Consider the following 17470-nt stretch of genomic DNA (forward strand, 5'->3'; position numbering starts at 1 on the left):
ATGCAGATGTAAAGAAAAGGGCTGTTCAAATCGTTGATATATCCCGGGATTTAGCTAAACACTTTTAGGGTACACATCAGCTTTTTTAAACAGCCCTTCGTATGTTGATACGATCGTCTAAGCAGCCATTGCCACAATATAAAAAAGGGTCTTATTTACGTGGAATCTCGCTTAGTATTTCGAGTACAAATTGCCAATATTTCTGAACAGAAGATATGGAAGCACGTTCTGCTGGTGAGTGCGCACCCAATATCGTCGGGCCAAAGGAAATCATGTCCATACCGGGGTAGTTTGTACCCAATATGCCACATTCCAATCCGGCATGACAGGCGACAACTTCCGGAGCCTCGCCATGCTGTTTTCTATAAATAGATTTAAGCACCTCCAAAATTTCGGAATTCGGGTTGGGTGCCCATCCCGGATAATTACCGGAGAATGCCACAGCAAAACCACCTAGTTCAAAGGCTGCCTGTAAAGAATGGGCCAGATCAAACTTGGAAGTTTCGACCGAAGAACGGGTCAAACATTTTATTGCCATCTGCCCATCCCCCACTTCAACTTTAGCAATATTGTTAGAAGTCTCGACCAGGTCCTCGAAATCCGCACTGACACGGTATACACCGTTCAATGCCGCATAAACGCAATTGATTAGATTCTCCTGTATGCGAACAGGAACAACGGTCTCATGAACTGCATCGCTTGGCTGTACGACGATTTCCATCAGGGGTTCGGTCGTGGCAAATTCAAACTTGATTTCCTGCGCCAATTGTTTAAGTTCCGCAACGAATGCAGATGATTTATCTTCGTTTATGACAACTTTAGCTACACTTTCTCTTGGGATCGCATTGCGAAGGCTGCCGCCCAATAAAGACGCAAGGCGTAATCCATAGCGTTCATTGGCCTTAAACAAAAGACGGTTCATCACTTTGTTGGCATTCGCAAAGCCTTTATGGATATCCATACCTGAATGCCCGCCATGCAATCCCTTTACCGTAACCTCAAAAGATACGGTACCTGAAGGGCAGGCCTCCGCTGCATAGGATTGTATTGCCGTAACATCAATACCACCCGCACAGCCAATGTCGATCTCATTGTCATTTTCAGTATCGAGGTTCAATAGGATCTCACCTGACAGAACACCGCCTTTTAAACCCAGTGCTCCGGTCATTCCGGTTTCTTCGTCGATGGTAAACAAGGCTTCGATAGCCGGATGAACGATTTCCGCCGATGCTAAAATAGACATGATAGTCGCAACACCCAGGCCGTTATCGGCCCCCAGAGTGGTTCCTTCAGCTTTTACCCAATCACCGTCCACATACATTTTGATCCCCTCATTCTCGAAGTCAAAAACGGTATCGTTATTCTTTTGGTGAACCATATCCAAATGCGACTGCAATACGACGGTCTTGCGATCTTCCATCCCCACACTTGCGGGTTTCTTGATCAGCACATTCCCAATTTCATCCACACTGGTTGCCAATCCCAGTGATTTTCCGAAATCTACCATAAATGCAATCACACGTTCCTCTTTTTTCGAGGCCCGCGGAACAGCATTCAGGGCAGCAAAATTTTTCCAAATTGCTTTTGGTTCTAATTTATCTAAACTATTTTCAGCCATATCTAAAAATTTGTATCTGTCAAAGTTACTCCATTTTTACAACATATCCTGTCTTTATCCGAAGCTTATAAAAACAAAAACCCTTCGCTGATCGTTCTTATAAGAGTGTAAACTTGAAAAACGCCGACATGCATAAACCCGTAAAAGTAGATCGAAAAGATATTTATTTCAAACCAGACAAGAAAAGGGTACTAGCCAGATTTTTCTCTCTCGGTGACGAGCGTACCATCAAGGTCATCAAACGTACCTTAGGACTAAGCGAATCCGAGCGTAAAGAGGTTTTTGGTCAGATTCTCCGCAGTTATACGAAAAGACATCGTAGCATTATCAATATTTTTGAACGTAATTTTGAACGTGTGAGCCACCTACTGGAAAAGGTTCCTTTTCCGAAAGATAAACTCAGTCACCTGGACAAGCTGTTGATTGGTTCGTATTTTACGATGGAGTATTCCATTGAATCGGCAGCACTTTTTAATCCCTCTATCGTAGAGCACCCGGATCAGACCGAACTCTTTAAAGGTGAAAAACGAGTAATACTCAGCTTTAGGGCCACGGGTGAAGGCCATGTATCTTCGATTGTCTTTCGCGCCGGAACGCTTGACGTGGACAATAATATCCATATAGATTATATCGGTAATTTACTGGACAAACCAATTCAGGTCAAAAACCACCGTTACCATAAGGAGTCCTTCTTAAAAAAGATGAACGAGCTACATGCCGAACCCACAGAAGTGAAAATGAAGCTTGAGCAAAAATTAACAGCAACGTTTACTTATGAAGAACTCAAGCGTTATATTGACGAGGTCAGACGGGATAGCGAAGAGAATTTGGAAAACATTACATTTTTACAACAGGCCCTATGGCTGGCTTCATCCCATTATGAAATGACATTTTCACTGGACACTTCCATTTCTGAACGGGTCATCTTCCCTATTGCGGATACAGAAAAAAGGGGCATCGAGGATGCCCGTTTTGTACAGTTTAAGGATGAAAAAGGGGAAAGCATCTATTATGCGACCTACACAGCCTACGATGGATTCAGTATACTCCCCAAGCTTTTGACGACTAAAGATTTCTACCATTTTAAAGTAAAACCGATCTATGGGGAGATCGCCAATAAAGGAGCCGCACTCTTTCCTCGAAAAATCAACGGTAGGTATGCGATGCTCTGCCGTATTGATGGCGAAAACAATTATATTGCTTATTCTCATAACATCAATATCTGGCAGGAAACTGCCATTCGGATCCAGCAACCTGAATACCCTTATGAGTATGTGCAGATAGGCAATTGCGGATCACCGATAGAAACGCAGTACGGCTGGCTGATCCTGACGCACGCCGTCGGCCCGATGCGGGAGTATGTCCTCGGCGCAGCCTTACTGGACCTGGACAACCCGCATGTGGAAATAGGCCGTCTTCACAGCCCCTTGATGACTCCCAATGACGAAGAGCGCGAGGGCTATGTCCCCAATGTCATTTATTCCTGTGGTGCACTCGTCCATAATGAACAGCTGATTTTGCCCTACGCCATGTCTGACTATGCATCCACCTATGCTACGATCAATCTGGAGGACTTGCTGCTTGCTATTTTGAATCCTGAGCGCTATCAATAAAAGCACCGTAAACGATAATATAGGCGAGATAGAAACAGAGGGTGCTTTCGGCCCCTTGGTTTCTATTGATTCCATAAGATTCAAGGCCATCGCAGCAGCCTTTGGTTTCTTCATCGTAAAGTCCCAGCTTTAGGTCATTCTCGCCCAAAAACCATCGGAACGAGGCGACCATACGGGCAAAATAGACCTTTTTATTGGTCAGACGAAATGCTTCACGGTACATAAACACCATCGCTGTGACATCGAGCGGCTGCTGACCGAATTTACTGATGTGTTTTCCCTGTTTTGCCCAGTCCTGATTTCCGACCAGCGAAAGAGCACCATTCTGAACGGTAATGCTCTCCAGAAAGGTCAGGGTCAATAACCCCAATTGTTTCACGGCCTCGTCGTTGAGAAACGGATAGGCTGTCAGTAAAGCATAAGGCAAAATAGCATTGTCATAGGCCAGTACCGACTCAAACCATTGCCAGTTGTCATCCGAACTTGCCTCATATTCCCGTATCAACTTGCCGACCAGTTCCCGCATCAATTCGATCATGACTTCGTCATTCGACTGATGATGCAAATATTCCGCAATACCGAGTATAGTATAGGCAATGGCCCGATTAGACCGTAACTGACGAAAATTTGGCACGGATCTAAAAAACAGTTCATGCCCCAACTGATAATAGCTTGTCAACTTTGTTTCCCGCAGCAGTACCCCCAAAGCCCAGATCGTTCGACCAAAAGAATCTTCAGATCCGACTTCGTCCAGAAAATTATGCTGAAAGCTCATGAAATTATGAAACAGTCCATCTTCCCGCTGATGATAGTAGATGTAACTCAGATAGGTAGAGATACGACGGTCTAGTCTTTTGTCCGAAAAGTCACGCTGTGCCAATAAAGTGACCAACAAAGCGCGCGCATTGTCATCCAAGCAATACCCCTCTTTGTAATTGGGTAATGAATAGGTTGCATGCTGCAAAATACCGACCTGGTTGGTCAGCCGATCGATATGCTTCCAGCTGAACTTAGGCATTTCATCTTTAGAAAATGTGACATTTTCTTTGAAACCATCAAGTGAAGGCACCACTTTATCCAAAAGCCGGGTGTAGCGAAGCCCGATATTTCGCCAGGTCATCTCCTTACCAAAGTTTCGGGCATTGTCGCGCAGGGTCATACGGTATTCCTGATTACTAAATAATGCCGTTAAGGTCCTCGCCATCTGGGCTGGATTTTTAAAGTCTACCAATACGCCACGGCCATCAGCCAACAGCTCTTTGGCATGCCAATAGGGCGTAGATACCACTGCAGCCCCCGCCCCAATGGCATAAGATAGTGTTCCACTAGTGATTTGCGCTTCGTTGACATAGGGTGTCACATACACATCACAAGCCGACAAGTAGGTAACAAGGTCCGACTGGCTGACAAAAGAATTGACAAATTGCACATGTTCTTCCAAATTATATGCATCAATCAAGCTCTTGAGATAGTCACGGTATTCTTCTCCGGAATGGGCCAGTACATTGGGATGCGTCTTCCCAACGATCAAATACAAAAGATCAGGCTCTTCTTTAACTACCTCGGCTAGAGATTCAATTACAGTTTCAATCCCCTTATTCCGACCGATAAACCCAAAAGTCAGTAGGACTTTTTTACCAGACAGCCCCATCTGTGCTTTGGCTTCTTCCTGATTAAGGCGAAATTCGGGTACGCCATGATGAATGAGCCTCACTTTTGAAGTATTAATACGATAGACAGATTTCAACAGTGTGATTGCGTAATTGCTCATCACCACAACAACGGAAGCCCGCTTGACCAATTCTATCAAAATCGCTTTTTCATCGACATTCGGTTTCTCCAGAATGGTATGAAAATTTACCAACAGCGGAATATGAAGCGCATTAATAAGTGAAAGGATATACATACCGCTATTTCCTCCGAAAATACCATATTCGTGTTCAAGGATGACACAGTCGTAACCGTTGCTGTTGATGTAGTTGGCAGCTTCGATGTAGGAAAGCTGATGGTGTTGGTCAATGGTAAAAACCACTTCACTTGGGTAAACATATTCGCGGTCTGCAACGGCAATCACGTGCTGGGTAAGATCCTGATTGTGTAGGGCCACTGCATGCAGCAGATCCGAAGTGAAGGTGGCGATACCACATTCTTTGGGCAAGTAGGTACTGATATAAGCGATTTTCATTTAAATGATTATTTTGAATAAAAGCCTTCCGTGAGGCCAATAGCATTCTGTGTGTTCCATTATCTAAATGCTTCTCGACAGCAAATTGTTTGTAACGAGTACATTATTTAATCCAGAAAGAATAAATTCAGCCCATAACGACGGCTTAATTTTAACTGTCCATGTAGTGCCTAAAAAACTTCCCGTATATTTGCGCCAGATCAAAAATATTGACTGAATGAAATCACCCAAGGAGAAAATGATTGCGGGCATCCCTTATATCGATACAGATGGACAACTATTTAAAGAAAGGCAATTTGCAAAAGAAGAACTCAAGCGTTTCAATGACTCCGAGCCCAAACAGATCAAGTTCAGGAAGCAGATCATTCAAAAGCTATTTAAAGCTACAGGCAGCCGTTTCTTTCTAGAACCGCCGTTCCGTTGCGATTATGGCTATAATATCTCCATAGGTGAAAACTTTTATAGTAATTACAACTGTACCATTTTGGACGGCGCGCCAGTGACAATCGGTGCAAATGTTCTGTTCGGACCAAACGTCAGTCTTTTTACCGCGGGTCATCCGATTTATTTTGAAACAAGAAATCAGGGCTGGGAATTTTCCGCGGCTATCGTTATTGAAGACAATGTATGGATCGGCGGCCAGGTAGTGGTCAACCCCGGAGTACGCATCGGAAGAAATTCGGTGATTGGATCCGGTTCGGTGGTTACAAAAGATATCCCTGCTGATGTCATTGCAGCAGGAAATCCATGTCGCGTCATCCGCCCGATTACAGCGGCAGACCAGATTGATTACACCAACATTTAGGCAGCATAAAGATGTCTCCTCCCATCAAAACAACGATCATCATGTGCATGATGATCATTGTTTTGATGTACTTTGTCACACTTCATTTTCTACATACCGACGCAGAAAATGTAACGTTGAGCTTATTCAAAAATTTCTCTTTGAATGCCAGCTCAGACTATTTTTCGAAATCGGTCCGGCTTGCCCGATTCTTTCACCGGAACAAATCCATTTCGGGTCCAAAAATGCTGATGCTCCATATTCGTCTGAACAAAAAGACGACGGCCACTGAAGGTTTTGATAAATTGTACTGTATAACGGAGCAGGGCACTGCCCACGCCCCTTCGTCTAAAATCGGGATGGACAGCAAAATAAAGAATTTCATAATCGCTTTCTGAACGACTCAGACTGAGCACACCCACAACTTCGTTTTCATTGTATGCTGCAAAATGAGATGCCTCAAAATCCCCGTCCAGCATGACCTCCGACAGATTCCCTGTAGAACTAAAAACATCCTTTCGAAGTTTCCAGGTACGAGCCGCAAATACCTGTTCAATATACCAATCCGTCATGACTGTTTCTCCAGTTCTAGAAATGCAGCAGGAAGGCAGCTAACGATATCCGAAGGTAATAAGGAATAAACGCCGACCGTCTGTACCGCAATATCCGCGGCCCTACCGTGTAAATATACCCCCATAAGCAAGGTTTCCTGCGAAGAATAACCCTGTCCTAACAAAGCTGTCAATATCCCGGTCAAAATATCCCCACTTCCCCCCGTAGCCATCCCCACATTGCCCGTGCTATTGAAATAGACTGTACCATCAGGGGTAACTATCGCACTGTTGGCACCCTTTATTAAAATATACAGCTGGTATTCCGCCGCAAAGGTTTTCGCTTTCCGAAGTTTTTCAAAATCATTCTGCCAAGTTCCTAGTATCCTGCTCAGCTCTTTGGGATGCGGAGTCAGTATACTGCCCTTCGGAACAAATTGCCATAAGTCGCGATCCTGCGCCAGTATGTTCAATGCATCAGCATCCAATACCAAGGCAGTATCAATACCTTGCATAATAAATACCTTGAAAGCATCAATTGTATCGTGTGCCGTACCCATGCCGATTCCGACACCGATGGACTGAAAGGTACGAATATCGGGAAACTGCGTAATCATTTCTTCTTCGGGATCACTTATAACCATCGCTTCAGGGACAGCAGTTTGAATGCAGGTATATCCGCAGGAAGGTATATAAGCAGAAGCCAGTCCGCATCCCGAGCGCAGAGCTGCTTTCAGTGCCAATTGCACCGCACCCATCTTTCCCCTACTGCCACCAATAATCAGACTATGCCCAAACGTCCCTTTATGATCAAATTTATTCCGTTTTCGGTAAAATGTGCCCAACAATGCCAAATCAACATAATGAAAGTTGGTGTCAGCCTGTTCCAGCGCGGATCTGCTCAACCCGATATCCAATACACGGAATGCGTTGGCCCACATACTATTGTCGGGCATTAATAACCCCAGTTTCGGTGATTGGAATGTATATACCATATCTGCTTGTATGACGGGGGCATCGTCTGCTGTTGGCCCGTCACTTAACAGCCCGGAAGGCATGTCTATTGCATAAATTGGTCCGGAACAACGGTTAATACCTGTTATCAGGCTGTGCCACTGCCCAGCAAGCGGATGTTTCAGTCCATAACCGAACAGGCAGTCCAAGACGATTGTCCCCGTAGGAATATGAACCTGATTTTCGGGACTGATCTTCTGAACAAGGTGAGCAGGCAAGCGTTTTTGATTGGCCAAATTAGCTGTTGAATAATCTGTAGCATCAACTAAATACACATTGACTTGAGCCTGCTGTTGATCCAGGAGTCTGGCCAATACCAATCCGTCGCCACCGTTATTACCTTTACCACAGAAAATATAAAACGTATGATGCGCTAAACGTGGGTATAACCGCTTTATTTCTCCAAAAACAGCTGTTGCCGCACGTTCCATCAGGCCGAGGCTGCTTACCTCCTGATCTTTCATGGTCTGCTGATCTACCCAGCTCATCTGGGCAGCCGAAAGTATCTTCATATCCGTTGTATTTTATTTTGGGCATCTATTTTCAATGATTCTTATGGAAACAGACGCCCGTTCTAATTTACTTAGAAAATAGAGTACAACCAAGACATGAACACTATTCGCTCATGGCCACTTCCTTCACGCCTCCGGTACGTTTCAATGTACCCCAGGTATTCAATTCACCCTTAATGGCTTTTCTCACTGATTTGAACAGCACGAAATACATCAATTGACGCCAGAAAAAACGCTGTGGAAACAGATAAATCAAATTTTTCATTTTCTCACCCTCCATCCGGAATGCAATACCAGCAAAGAAAATATCCACAAATACAAAGAGAAAATAATAAAATATCACCTGACCAAAACCGTTGTGCAGTGAGAATAGTCCCGCGATGCCAGTCCAGCTGATACCGTTCACCTCACTCAGAGAAAATAAGCCACTAACAAGTGAAAATAGCATAAATAGATCTGCCAGCGGTGCAAATAAAGGCAGGATGATCTGAAATATCAGGATATTGGGCATACCGACCATTCCGAAATAGCCGTATTTGGGATTTAACAATGTGTCTTTATTTTTCCAGAAGCTTTGCAGCACACCAAAACTCCAGCGAAAGCGTTGTTTGAAAAGCATTTTTACCGTATCCGGTGCTTCGGTGAATGCTATAGCCTCTGCGGAATTGCGGACGGTATAACCTGCTTTCAGTATGCGCATGGTCAGATCACAGTCTTCCGCCAATGTATCTGTTGTAAACCCGCCGACTTCCACAATAACAGACCTCCGAAAAGCACCGATGGCACCGGGGACGACCGAAATCATATTGAGCAGGTCAAAAGCCCGTCTATCCATATTTTGAGAAGTGATGTATTCGATAGATTGCCAATGCGTCAGCATATTATGCACATTGCCTACTTTTACACTACCGGCAACAGCAGCAATCTGATCACTATTAAAATACTTCACCAGCATCCGTAAAGCGTCGGTCTTCAGTTGTGTATCGGCGTCGATACAAAGCACAAACGCTGCATTAGACTGTTGAATACCATAATTCAATGCCGATGCTTTACCCCCATTAGGTTTTGTAAACAACCGTACCTTTGGATGATCTCCATATACCTTACTTACAATTTCGAACGTTTTATCCTTGGATCCATCATCGACAAAAATCAATTCATATGCAGGATAATCGAGATGAAGCAGGCTTTTAATCGTTGCCAAAACGGTCACTTCCTCGTTATAAGCAGGTATAATAATACTGACTTTGTCCCGCGGATCAGCTATTAATTTAGACTGCTCCTTCTTATTTTTCCTTTTTTGCCGTATGGCCAGATAGGCAATCATCACTGTGCGAAAGATCGCCAACACGATCGCTATCGAGAAAATCAGGTTAAGGAAGATATTACCATAGAACAATGTTCCGAGAAATAGGCGATTGGATGAGCCACTAAAACCCGAATCTGAAGCATTCTGTACTGGTGGCATAAGCTCGTCACGCTTCTTACCCATTAGATCCCCTACTGTTGCAAATTTATACCCATGTTCCTTAAAATAATGGATGATGCGGGGCAATGCGGCGATGGTCGCTTCTCTGTTCCCTCCAGCATCATGCAACAAAATAATATTGCCATTATCCCGTTGTTTTATAACCTCGTTATAAATCTCATCCGCAGTACGTCCCGGAAGCCAGTCATTGGGATCGATGTATTCGCCGACATTGATGTAGTTTTCCTTTCGGCTTTGGGCGACGGGGAGAATTTCGGCTACAGTCTGTGGTTCAGCATCCGCATTGAAGGGTGCTCGAAACAAGATCGTGCTATGTCCTGTAATACATTCAATAATCTTTCTCGTTGCATTTAGCTCAAACTTTACCCGGTTGGGACCGATTGTTGACATATCCGGATGAAAAAAAGTATGGTTACCAAGTTCATGTCCTTCCTGGTACTCTTTACGGACCAAATCCATATTTTTTTCGGCCATGACCCCAACGAGAAAGAAAGCGGCCGGCACATGTTCTCTTTTTAATATCTCCAATACTTCCGGCGTGTATGTTGGATCCGGACCATCATCAAAAGTCAACACAACCGTATTATCTCTTTCTCCAAAACGCTTGATCACATAATTGCTCGGTGTTTTGACATACTGCTGATCCTGAATCATCCCGGTACCGGAATCGTATGCAAATTTGACCAATCCGGGCGCGGGGCTATTGACTAAATCCAGAATCTCGCCATCGCCAATGTACTGGATGCCACCGACATTAATGTTGCTGATGCTCTTAAAATCGAAAGGCTCTTTTGCCAAATCATCGTGATCCAGCGACTTGGAGATAAAAGACCATAACCGGGCATCTTCACTTCCCAATCGCCAGAGCGCTATACCCGCCAGACCCCAGTCATCCGCTTTACGAATCAGGTTGAAATAGGTCGCTGCATCGGTGAAGTAAACATCATGCCGCATGCCAGTTCCATCTTGATAACTAAAATTGAGGTTAGCAGAAGCTGGATCAAAGTGAATAGTTGCATTGTAATTATGCGCCAGAATAACAGCATTGTCATAGGTCAGTGTCTTGCCTACTCTTCCGACAGGCCAGTCGTATCCATAACAGGCCAACGCCAAAATCACTTTGTCTGCATCCACCCTGCTGCACAATGCATCGAGGTTCTTTTCTACCCAGACCTGATGGGAAATTGCACCGGCATTACTTTCGATCGAATGCTGATCATAGGCCATCAAAATGATATAGTCATTATATTTCTGTAGCGAAACGGGGTCATAATCATCATTTTCAGGCGAAATATCCTGTGAAACAAGCAAACCTTCACTATGGAAAACTTGATAGATCCGCGCCATAAAATCGATTAGAGGCTTACGGTCATCCAATTGAAGATTTTCAAAGTCAATATTGATTCCTGAAAAACCATTACGCTTTATTTTGATCAGGATATCATCAATAAAACGTTGCTGCCTTACCGGATCCGCCAGGATTGTCCGTACCGTCTGTCCATCAAAATCATTACCACTAAAATTCGAAATCTGGGCAAGAGCTTTTCGTTTATATTGATGGATCACATTCAGGGCAGCGGTATCGGCTTTATCCACAACCGTATCTTGGCCGGGCACCGTAAAAAAAGATTCCATAGCGACCATATCCAGGTGCCCAATATTGCGCCTTAGGTCGGATAGGGATTGCTGGCGGACCTCATTCGACCAAGAACTGACATAAAACCCCATGTTAATCCTATTTTTATTGCCCAGGTGCTTCAAGTGTTTCAGTTCCCGATCCCGTTTGATTTTTTCAAGTTCTGACTTGACAACGGCAAATTCTTTGAACTGTCTGGATTTTTTCAGCCTGGCAGTAGATCTTGCTGTCAATGGCGCATATGTATTGATGGTTGGAAATGGAGGTACCTGGATCTTGCCCAGGGTATAGACAACACATGCAATGGCTACGATCATTCCAACGATCAATGCCCTGCTCATCCATGAGAAAGCGTACCAACGCTTCTTGTTCGACGTCTGAAAAATCTGTTTTTCTGACATAAATTTCTGCGATTAACTTTGGCTAAGCTACATCAGAAAATGATCCAAACAGTGCGTTTGCAGCTTAAAAATTTCTTAATTTTCAGGGCTGTCCCGATTTCCTTACTCTGCTGAATTTTAGCTATCTTAGTAGAGCAGGCAACATTGACTAGAAAACCCGCTATGACTACAACATATTTATTATTATCTGTACTGTCTCTACAGGTGATCATTGGCTGTGGGCAGCCAAATTCGGCTATTTCACAAGCGCAACCCAAAGACCAAACGACTACTGAGCATACTGAGGAAACACAGTTTATTATCCCTGCAGGAATGACTGTCAAAACAAGAATTTCATTGCCCAAGGGTTTTGAAAGACTCCCATATACCGCAAAAGACTTTGGCAGTTTTCTAGAAAATCTTCCCCTACACCCCTTGGACCATGAGGTTTGTTATTATAATGGAAAAATTAAGCCCAGGAACAATATCTACAATGGTGTTATCAAGCTGGATATTGGTAAACGCGACCTCCATCAATGCGCGGATGCCGTAATGCGCTTACGTGCCGATTACCTCTATCAGCAAAAAAGGTATCAAGACATTAAGTTTAACTTCCTTTCGGATGGAAAACCACGCAGTTATACAAATTATGCCAAAGGAGACTATTCTTATGCAAAATACTGGAAATACATGGAGTATATCTTTGCCTATGCCAATACAGCATCTTTACACGATGAATTACCTAACGTAAAAACAACGAAAGCGGTCAAAATCGGAGATACTTTCATACAGAAAGGTTCCCCGATCGGGCATGCTATTATTGTCGTTGACCTTGCAAAAAATAAGGCGGGAAAAACAATTGTACTGCTTGCGCAAAGTTATATGCCTGCCCAGGAAATACAGCTGTTGAATAATTGGAATGACCCACAATTAAGCCCTTGGTACGATATCGACAAGGATGTAATCAAAACTCCGGAATGGACTTTTTATGCCAAGAATCTGAAAACCTGGGAATAAAAGCGAACAAAATAAATCCAAAATAATATATTTTTCACCCCATTAGGGATGATTTCATAATATTCCAATTGTTGTGACAGTCTATCCCGCGCTATCATTATTAAAATTACCACTTATAAACAAAAGCAACAAATAAATAACATAAATATACTGAAATACAACAACTTAAATACAACAAAAACACCAGTAAATAAGCACACAATCTCTTTTTGATCTTGTAGCAATAACAATGGTTACTGATGTCATCTCTCCCTAAAAGAGGATCTATAGGGAATTCCTGCACACGATTATCTACCTTCCGTTATCATCTGCATTAAATAGCTGTATACTACGCGCTAATCAAGAATAACTTCGTGATTGAGTAAGTATGTGGGCGAAATAACGAGGACATAACACGGTTCAAAAGCGCCTTTCTTATGGGTTAAAAGCACATAAGAAAGGCGTATTATTGGTCAAAATAGCCTTCTCTCAAAGTTTTCGCGTTTAAATACAAAATCCAATAAATTATATTTCATTATCATTTAATATAGAATTCATTACATGTACTATATAAATAAAAAAATAATGTATAAAAAACAGCAAAAGCTATAGTTTTCACTAAGAAAAGGGTATGGATAAAATTTTATCCATACCCTTTTCTTTAACACGACAGCCTTCCCTGCATCCAGTCAATGTAAAAAAGTCACAGTATATTTCAACTACACATTGCTTACTTGCGACAAAACACCTTTTCACAACATCCAAAAGAAAGGAATAAATGGTCATCAATAGCGATACGCCAGCATGCATTATCGCTAGCCCTTATCTAACTACGGTTTTAAGCGGCATAAGCCAATTATGAATAACAAAGGTGGTTAGCGTAGGGCAAACAAAAAAATGTCTTAAAAGCCGTAAAAATAGGTCTATATCAAATAGCTCCCACCAAAATAATCGATCATCAGCAACTACCCCATCAGCTTACGTTGCCACATCCCTCGTCTAACGATGTTTTTAAGCGGCACGAGCCCTTTACAGACAATAAGGATCTGGAAGATAGGCCAATCAAAAAAATCTCTTAAAAGCCATAAAAATAAGGTTACTCCAATCAGCTCACATCAAAAATAGATGATCATCAGCAGCTACCCACACGGCAAACGTTAGTCTCTTTATCTAACTTATATCTTTTAAATGACACAAGTGCTTCATGCACAATACCGGTAGATTTACCACATGACAAAAAGCTAAGAAACAATTGAATAAATACATAACAAACTATACTTCAACAAAATAACATCATCTAAATAAATATAAAAATCAGATCTAGAAGACACTATTAAATGATAAAGTCCAAACAACAACAGAAATTTTAAAAACACAGACAAGCAAAAAGTCTTGCTTCTTGTTATCTTTGCATTACTATATAATTCATTATATGCATAATTATTCCGCCGAAGACAGTTTGTTTGTGCAGATCGAGATCAAGAAAATAAAAAAAGCCCGTAATAATGCCATCGCTTTTATTATTTCATCGTTTCTCATCTACTTTGCTATCTTATTATATGTTTTTTCGGACAGGTGGTTGGATACCCCAGACAAGCTGACCGTTTACTATAGCTCCACCCTATCCCTTTACACATTATTCCTGTTCCCTACAATACTATTTGCCGGATTAAGTTGGGCTTTGTATATCAAAAACCAAAAATATGTGAGTGCCCTAAAGCAGCTCGACAGCCATGACTTAGGCATCTATCGACGGTACACAAGTGTACTTACTCAGCGATATACAGCCATTGCGCCCTACATTTTCTGTAAAAATGAACTTATATTCTTTCCTCTTTTTGGAAATAAAAAGATTCCAATCAATCAGATCAAACGCATAGAAACAAAATTTGTCCGTAATTATCGCGATACATACAGCTACCACATCTATTTTTATAATGAAGCTACAAAAATCTATCAGGTAGCAATGAACCAGATCGCGGCCTTCGATTTTCTACAAAAACAACTTCTCGACGAGCGTCCAAATCTGACAATCATCGCACGGAACCAAATACCTTCTTATTTGACAACAAAAAACAAGTCTACACACTATTATTTATGATATGGAAAGTTATTCATCCGACAACAGTTCATTTTTACAAACTGAGATAAGGAAAATCTGCAAAGTCCGTAATGCTGGTATCGGACTGTTTATAGTGATGTTTCTCCTTTGCTATGGCTTCTTCTTTTACGTTTTTTTGGAAAAATGGACGGATACTCCGGACAAGCTGAGTTTTTTCTATAAATCCCTCCCGCTACTTAGCACCTTATTCGTTTATTTCGGCGTACTATTCGGTGGATTGAGCTGGGCCGTGTACGCCAAAAATCAGAAATTTATTATTGCCTTAAAAGGCCTCAACAGTCATGACCTTGATATTTACCGAAGATATACAAACAGACTTGTCCGCATTTATGCAACCATTGCGCCTTATCTTTTTTGTGAACATGAACTTATATTCTTCACTTTTTTTGGAAGTAAAAAAATCCTGATCAGTCAGATCCACCGCATCGAGACAAAGATTATACAGAATTCCCGCGGTCCAAACAGCTTTCGCATCTATTTTTACAATGAATTCTCCAAGATCCATCAGGTGACAATGAACCAGAGAGGTGCCTTCGATTTTCTGCAGGAACAGCTTCTGCAGAAAAACCCATATCTAAGCATTACCCCAAAGAACCGGTAAACTACTCATAACCAAGCTGCATCTAAAGAACCATCCTCTACCCTATCCTCAGCAATAATGGACATAATCTCCTGATTCCGCGACAACTTTGATGATACGGTTACGCTCTTCAAGAAATCGTTTCATATATACAGTAAGGAAAGACCATTCAGCGAACCACCCCAAAGGACCTAAAGGTGCCCTAAAATGAAACACATCCCGCATCAGGACAGTACCATCCACTTGCGCTTCAAAAAGATGCTGATGATCCATCGTCTGAAATATACCCTGTATCATCTTATCCTCAAAAAAATAGGGCTTTTCCATTTTCGTAATCTGCACCGTCAAGGTTTGATATACGCCCAAATGTTTCGCTCGCCACTGAACAGTCTGCCCCGCCTCAATCAACCCGCTGGTAACACCTGATATTGCTTTCTCATTTGTTTTCTTCGTCGAGTACATATGCAGGTCTATACTACGGGCCAGATCAAAAACTATTGCTATGGGCGCATTTACGATGGTACCTAAAATAAGTGTTGGCATACAGTTTTCGTTTCAGTAAATTTGGAACGAATTTCGCAAAAATCAGGATTTTTTTAGGAAAGTGCCCAACAATTATCTAACTTAATCCTATGCTTAGGTTTATATATCAATAATAATTTATGATCACCCTACTTCCATTTGAAGAAACCGACTTTGACCGCTTCAAATCCTGGATAAAATCTCCAGAAGAACTCCTGCAGTTTGCAGGCCCTTATTTTTCGTTTCCAATCACTGACGTACAGCTAAAAAAATATATTGACGATCCCAAACGCCGTCCATATAAAATTATCAGTACAGAAACAAACAACGTTATCGGGCATTGCGAATTGAATTTTGAAAGAGCTATCCCAAGACTGTCCCGCATATTGATTGCTGATAATAAAGAGCGAAACAAAGGCTTTGGAAGAAAAACAATAAACGCCATGCTAACACTTCTTTTCATCGACGATATATACGACAAAGCGGACCTGAATGTATATGCATGGAACAGCAATGCGATAAAATGCTACGAGGGAGCAGGATTTGAAATCAATGAAGGTGTCACGACTGAAACTCCCATCGGCAATGGAATCTGGAAAGGGCTAAATATGCAGGTTACAAAATCCAGCTGGATAGCCAAAACACAATGAAAAGGAAACGTTTTTTTAAGAAAGGGCTTATTACCCTCATCCTAATTGTAGCCCTGGCCCGCTATTACGCTTGGCAGATCGAACCACAGTGGGTAAAATATGAGCAACTAAAGTTACCCATAAAACATCTTCCGGAGAACCTCGAAGGGAAAACGCTTGTCCAGATTTCGGACATCCACGTCGGTGACTATCGCTGCGCCTAACGTGCTCACAAGCAAGAACAGGTATTAAGTCAGGTATGGATAAAAGGTAACTTCTATCGTTTGTCGATAGTCTTCCAGCGCATCCGATTGGCACTGGCCTCCCAGTACTGCAAAACTCGAATACCAAAAATCTGATATGATAAAAATCTGACGTACAAAACCCTTCAGCATAGCTATCGGTATATCCTGCCGAAACATCCCTAACTGAGCGTAATGTCTGAAGAGGGAAATAAATTGCTCCTCACGTCGCATGACAAGATCCCTGTAAGACTCGCCAATTGCTGGGATCCAAGCGCATATCTCAACAAAATTGACAAAAATAAACTTGTACTTATTGATCAATCTATATGATCCGTCCGTAAATTCCCGCAATAGCTCCCGAAGCACAAGATCTTTCTTATCAAATAGAAGCACCATTTCATCATAATCACGTTGGAGTTGACCAAAAATAGTATAGATAATGTCTTCTGTATGTTTAAAGTGGTAATGCAAATTTCCAGCGCTAATTCCCATTTCTTGAGCAATCTGACGTGTGGTTACCGTACGTATCCCTTCGCGGTTATATAGACTTAATGCTGCCGTAATAATTTTTTCTTTCGTATTCATGACACAAAA

Annotated in this window: 14 protein-coding genes; 7 read left to right on the plus strand and 7 right to left on the minus strand. The window is 42.2% G+C overall.

Annotation, left to right across the window (positions count from 1 at the left end; genetic code table 11):
• Window positions 1-151: 151 nt before the first annotated feature.
• Window positions 152-1618: an aminoacyl-histidine dipeptidase gene (locus tag HMAT_RS09765; protein ID WP_104382524.1), complete on the minus strand. Its 1467-nt coding sequence runs from the start codon at window positions 1616-1618 to the stop codon at window positions 152-154.
• 128 nt (window positions 1619-1746) lie between these two features.
• Between HMAT_RS09765 and HMAT_RS09770 the strand changes: the two genes are divergently transcribed.
• Window positions 1747-3231 (plus strand): glycoside hydrolase family 130 protein, encoded by a 1485-nt coding sequence (locus HMAT_RS09770; RefSeq protein ID WP_104382525.1) that lies wholly within the window; start codon window positions 1747-1749, stop codon window positions 3229-3231.
• Here the strand turns inward: HMAT_RS09770 and HMAT_RS09775 are convergent.
• Window positions 3203-5416: a glycosyltransferase family 4 protein gene (locus tag HMAT_RS09775; protein WP_104382526.1), complete on the minus strand. Its 2214-nt coding sequence runs from the start codon at window positions 5414-5416 to the stop codon at window positions 3203-3205. The two genes, HMAT_RS09770 and HMAT_RS09775, sit on opposite strands and share 29 nt — an antisense overlap.
• 217 nt (window positions 5417-5633) lie before the next feature.
• On the opposite strand from HMAT_RS09775, the gene HMAT_RS09780 reads away from it, so the two are divergent.
• Complete coding sequence (locus HMAT_RS09780) at window positions 5634-6221, plus strand: sugar O-acetyltransferase (protein ID WP_104382527.1); 588 nt, start codon at window positions 5634-5636, stop codon at window positions 6219-6221.
• A 152-nt stretch (window positions 6222-6373) separates the two neighbouring features.
• Here the strand turns inward: HMAT_RS09780 and HMAT_RS09785 are convergent, their stop codons facing one another.
• The 3 genes from HMAT_RS09785 to HMAT_RS09795 all read right to left on the minus strand — a co-directional run bounded on the left by HMAT_RS09785 (window position 6374) and on the right by HMAT_RS09795 (window position 11803).
• Window positions 6374-6772 (minus strand): GNAT family N-acetyltransferase, encoded by a 399-nt coding sequence (locus HMAT_RS09785; RefSeq protein ID WP_104382528.1) that lies wholly within the window; start codon window positions 6770-6772, stop codon window positions 6374-6376.
• On the minus strand, window positions 6769-8277 hold the full coding sequence (locus tag HMAT_RS09790; RefSeq protein ID WP_104382529.1) for an NAD(P)H-hydrate dehydratase: 1509 nt from the start codon (window positions 8275-8277) through the stop codon (window positions 6769-6771). Before HMAT_RS09790 ends, HMAT_RS09785 begins: the two co-directional genes overlap by 4 nt.
• A 103-nt stretch (window positions 8278-8380) precedes the next feature.
• Window positions 8381-11803 (minus strand): glycosyltransferase, encoded by a 3423-nt coding sequence (locus HMAT_RS09795; RefSeq protein ID WP_104382530.1) that lies wholly within the window; start codon window positions 11801-11803, stop codon window positions 8381-8383.
• A 162-nt stretch (window positions 11804-11965) separates the two neighbouring features.
• On the opposite strand from HMAT_RS09795, the gene HMAT_RS09800 reads away from it, so the two are divergent.
• From HMAT_RS09800 to HMAT_RS09810, 3 genes are all read left to right on the plus strand, one after another.
• On the plus strand, window positions 11966-12799 hold the full coding sequence (locus HMAT_RS09800) for a DUF4846 domain-containing protein (protein WP_104382531.1): 834 nt from the start codon (window positions 11966-11968) through the stop codon (window positions 12797-12799).
• 1411 nt (window positions 12800-14210) lie between these two features.
• Window positions 14211-14879, plus strand: a complete 669-nt coding sequence (locus tag HMAT_RS09805; RefSeq protein WP_104382532.1) for a hypothetical protein — start codon at window positions 14211-14213, stop codon at window positions 14877-14879.
• Window position 14880: 1 nt separating this feature from the next.
• Window positions 14881-15501 (plus strand): hypothetical protein, encoded by a 621-nt coding sequence (locus HMAT_RS09810; RefSeq protein ID WP_104382533.1) that lies wholly within the window; start codon window positions 14881-14883, stop codon window positions 15499-15501.
• Between the two features lie 48 nt (window positions 15502-15549).
• Here HMAT_RS09810 and HMAT_RS09815 read toward each other — a convergent pair whose 3' ends face one another.
• Complete coding sequence (locus HMAT_RS09815; protein WP_104382534.1) at window positions 15550-16023, minus strand: SRPBCC family protein; 474 nt, start codon at window positions 16021-16023, stop codon at window positions 15550-15552.
• Window positions 16024-16142: 119 nt separating this feature from the next.
• Here HMAT_RS09815 and HMAT_RS09820 point away from each other — a divergent pair, with 119 nt between their 5' ends.
• Together HMAT_RS09820 and HMAT_RS09825 are read left to right on the plus strand one after the other, a co-directional pair.
• Window positions 16143-16652 (plus strand): GNAT family N-acetyltransferase, encoded by a 510-nt coding sequence (locus HMAT_RS09820; protein WP_104382535.1) that lies wholly within the window; start codon window positions 16143-16145, stop codon window positions 16650-16652.
• A complete protein-coding gene (locus tag HMAT_RS09825) occupies window positions 16649-16855 on the plus strand; it encodes a hypothetical protein (RefSeq protein WP_104382536.1) in 207 nt (68 codons plus the stop codon). Before HMAT_RS09820 ends, HMAT_RS09825 begins: the two co-directional genes overlap by 4 nt.
• Before the next feature lie 24 nt (window positions 16856-16879).
• On the opposite strand, the gene HMAT_RS09830 is transcribed toward HMAT_RS09825, so the two are convergent.
• Entirely contained in the window at window positions 16880-17461 is a 582-nt protein-coding gene (locus HMAT_RS09830) for a TetR/AcrR family transcriptional regulator (RefSeq protein WP_104382537.1), read from the minus strand.
• Window positions 17462-17470: the final 9 nt, after the last annotated feature.

Origin of the sequence: Sphingobacterium sp. HMA12, from assembly GCF_002933815.1 — a bacterium.
Classification (GTDB): Bacteria; Bacteroidota; Bacteroidia; order Sphingobacteriales; family Sphingobacteriaceae; genus Sphingobacterium.

What these genes read in the sequence shown, in the direction of transcription:
- HMAT_RS09770 (WP_104382525.1), top strand. Translation starts at nt 1,747, where the DNA reads ATGCATAAACCCGTAAAAGTAGATCGAAAAGATATTTATTTCAAACCA.
- HMAT_RS09800 (WP_104382531.1), top strand. Translation starts at nt 11,966, where the DNA reads ATGACTACAACATATTTATTATTATCTGTACTGTCTCTACAGGTGATC.
- HMAT_RS09820 (WP_104382535.1), top strand. Translation starts at nt 16,143, where the DNA reads ATGATCACCCTACTTCCATTTGAAGAAACCGACTTTGACCGCTTCAAA.
- HMAT_RS09780 (WP_104382527.1), top strand. Translation starts at nt 5,634, where the DNA reads ATGAAATCACCCAAGGAGAAAATGATTGCGGGCATCCCTTATATCGAT.
- HMAT_RS09785 (WP_104382528.1), bottom strand. Translation starts at nt 6,772, where the DNA reads ATGACGGATTGGTATATTGAACAGGTATTTGCGGCTCGTACCTGGAAA.
- HMAT_RS09805 (WP_104382532.1), top strand. Translation starts at nt 14,211, where the DNA reads ATGCATAATTATTCCGCCGAAGACAGTTTGTTTGTGCAGATCGAGATC.
- HMAT_RS09810 (WP_104382533.1), top strand. Translation starts at nt 14,881, where the DNA reads ATGGAAAGTTATTCATCCGACAACAGTTCATTTTTACAAACTGAGATA.
- HMAT_RS09830 (WP_104382537.1), bottom strand. Translation starts at nt 17,461, where the DNA reads ATGAATACGAAAGAAAAAATTATTACGGCAGCATTAAGTCTATATAAC.
- HMAT_RS09795 (WP_104382530.1), bottom strand. Translation starts at nt 11,803, where the DNA reads ATGTCAGAAAAACAGATTTTTCAGACGTCGAACAAGAAGCGTTGGTAC.
- HMAT_RS09765 (WP_104382524.1), bottom strand. Translation starts at nt 1,618, where the DNA reads ATGGCTGAAAATAGTTTAGATAAATTAGAACCAAAAGCAATTTGGAAA.
- HMAT_RS09825 (WP_104382536.1), top strand. Translation starts at nt 16,649, where the DNA reads ATGAAAAGGAAACGTTTTTTTAAGAAAGGGCTTATTACCCTCATCCTA.
- HMAT_RS09815 (WP_104382534.1), bottom strand. Translation starts at nt 16,023, where the DNA reads ATGCCAACACTTATTTTAGGTACCATCGTAAATGCGCCCATAGCAATA.
- HMAT_RS09790 (WP_104382529.1), bottom strand. Translation starts at nt 8,277, where the DNA reads ATGAAGATACTTTCGGCTGCCCAGATGAGCTGGGTAGATCAGCAGACC.
- HMAT_RS09775 (WP_104382526.1), bottom strand. Translation starts at nt 5,416, where the DNA reads ATGAAAATCGCTTATATCAGTACCTACTTGCCCAAAGAATGTGGTATC.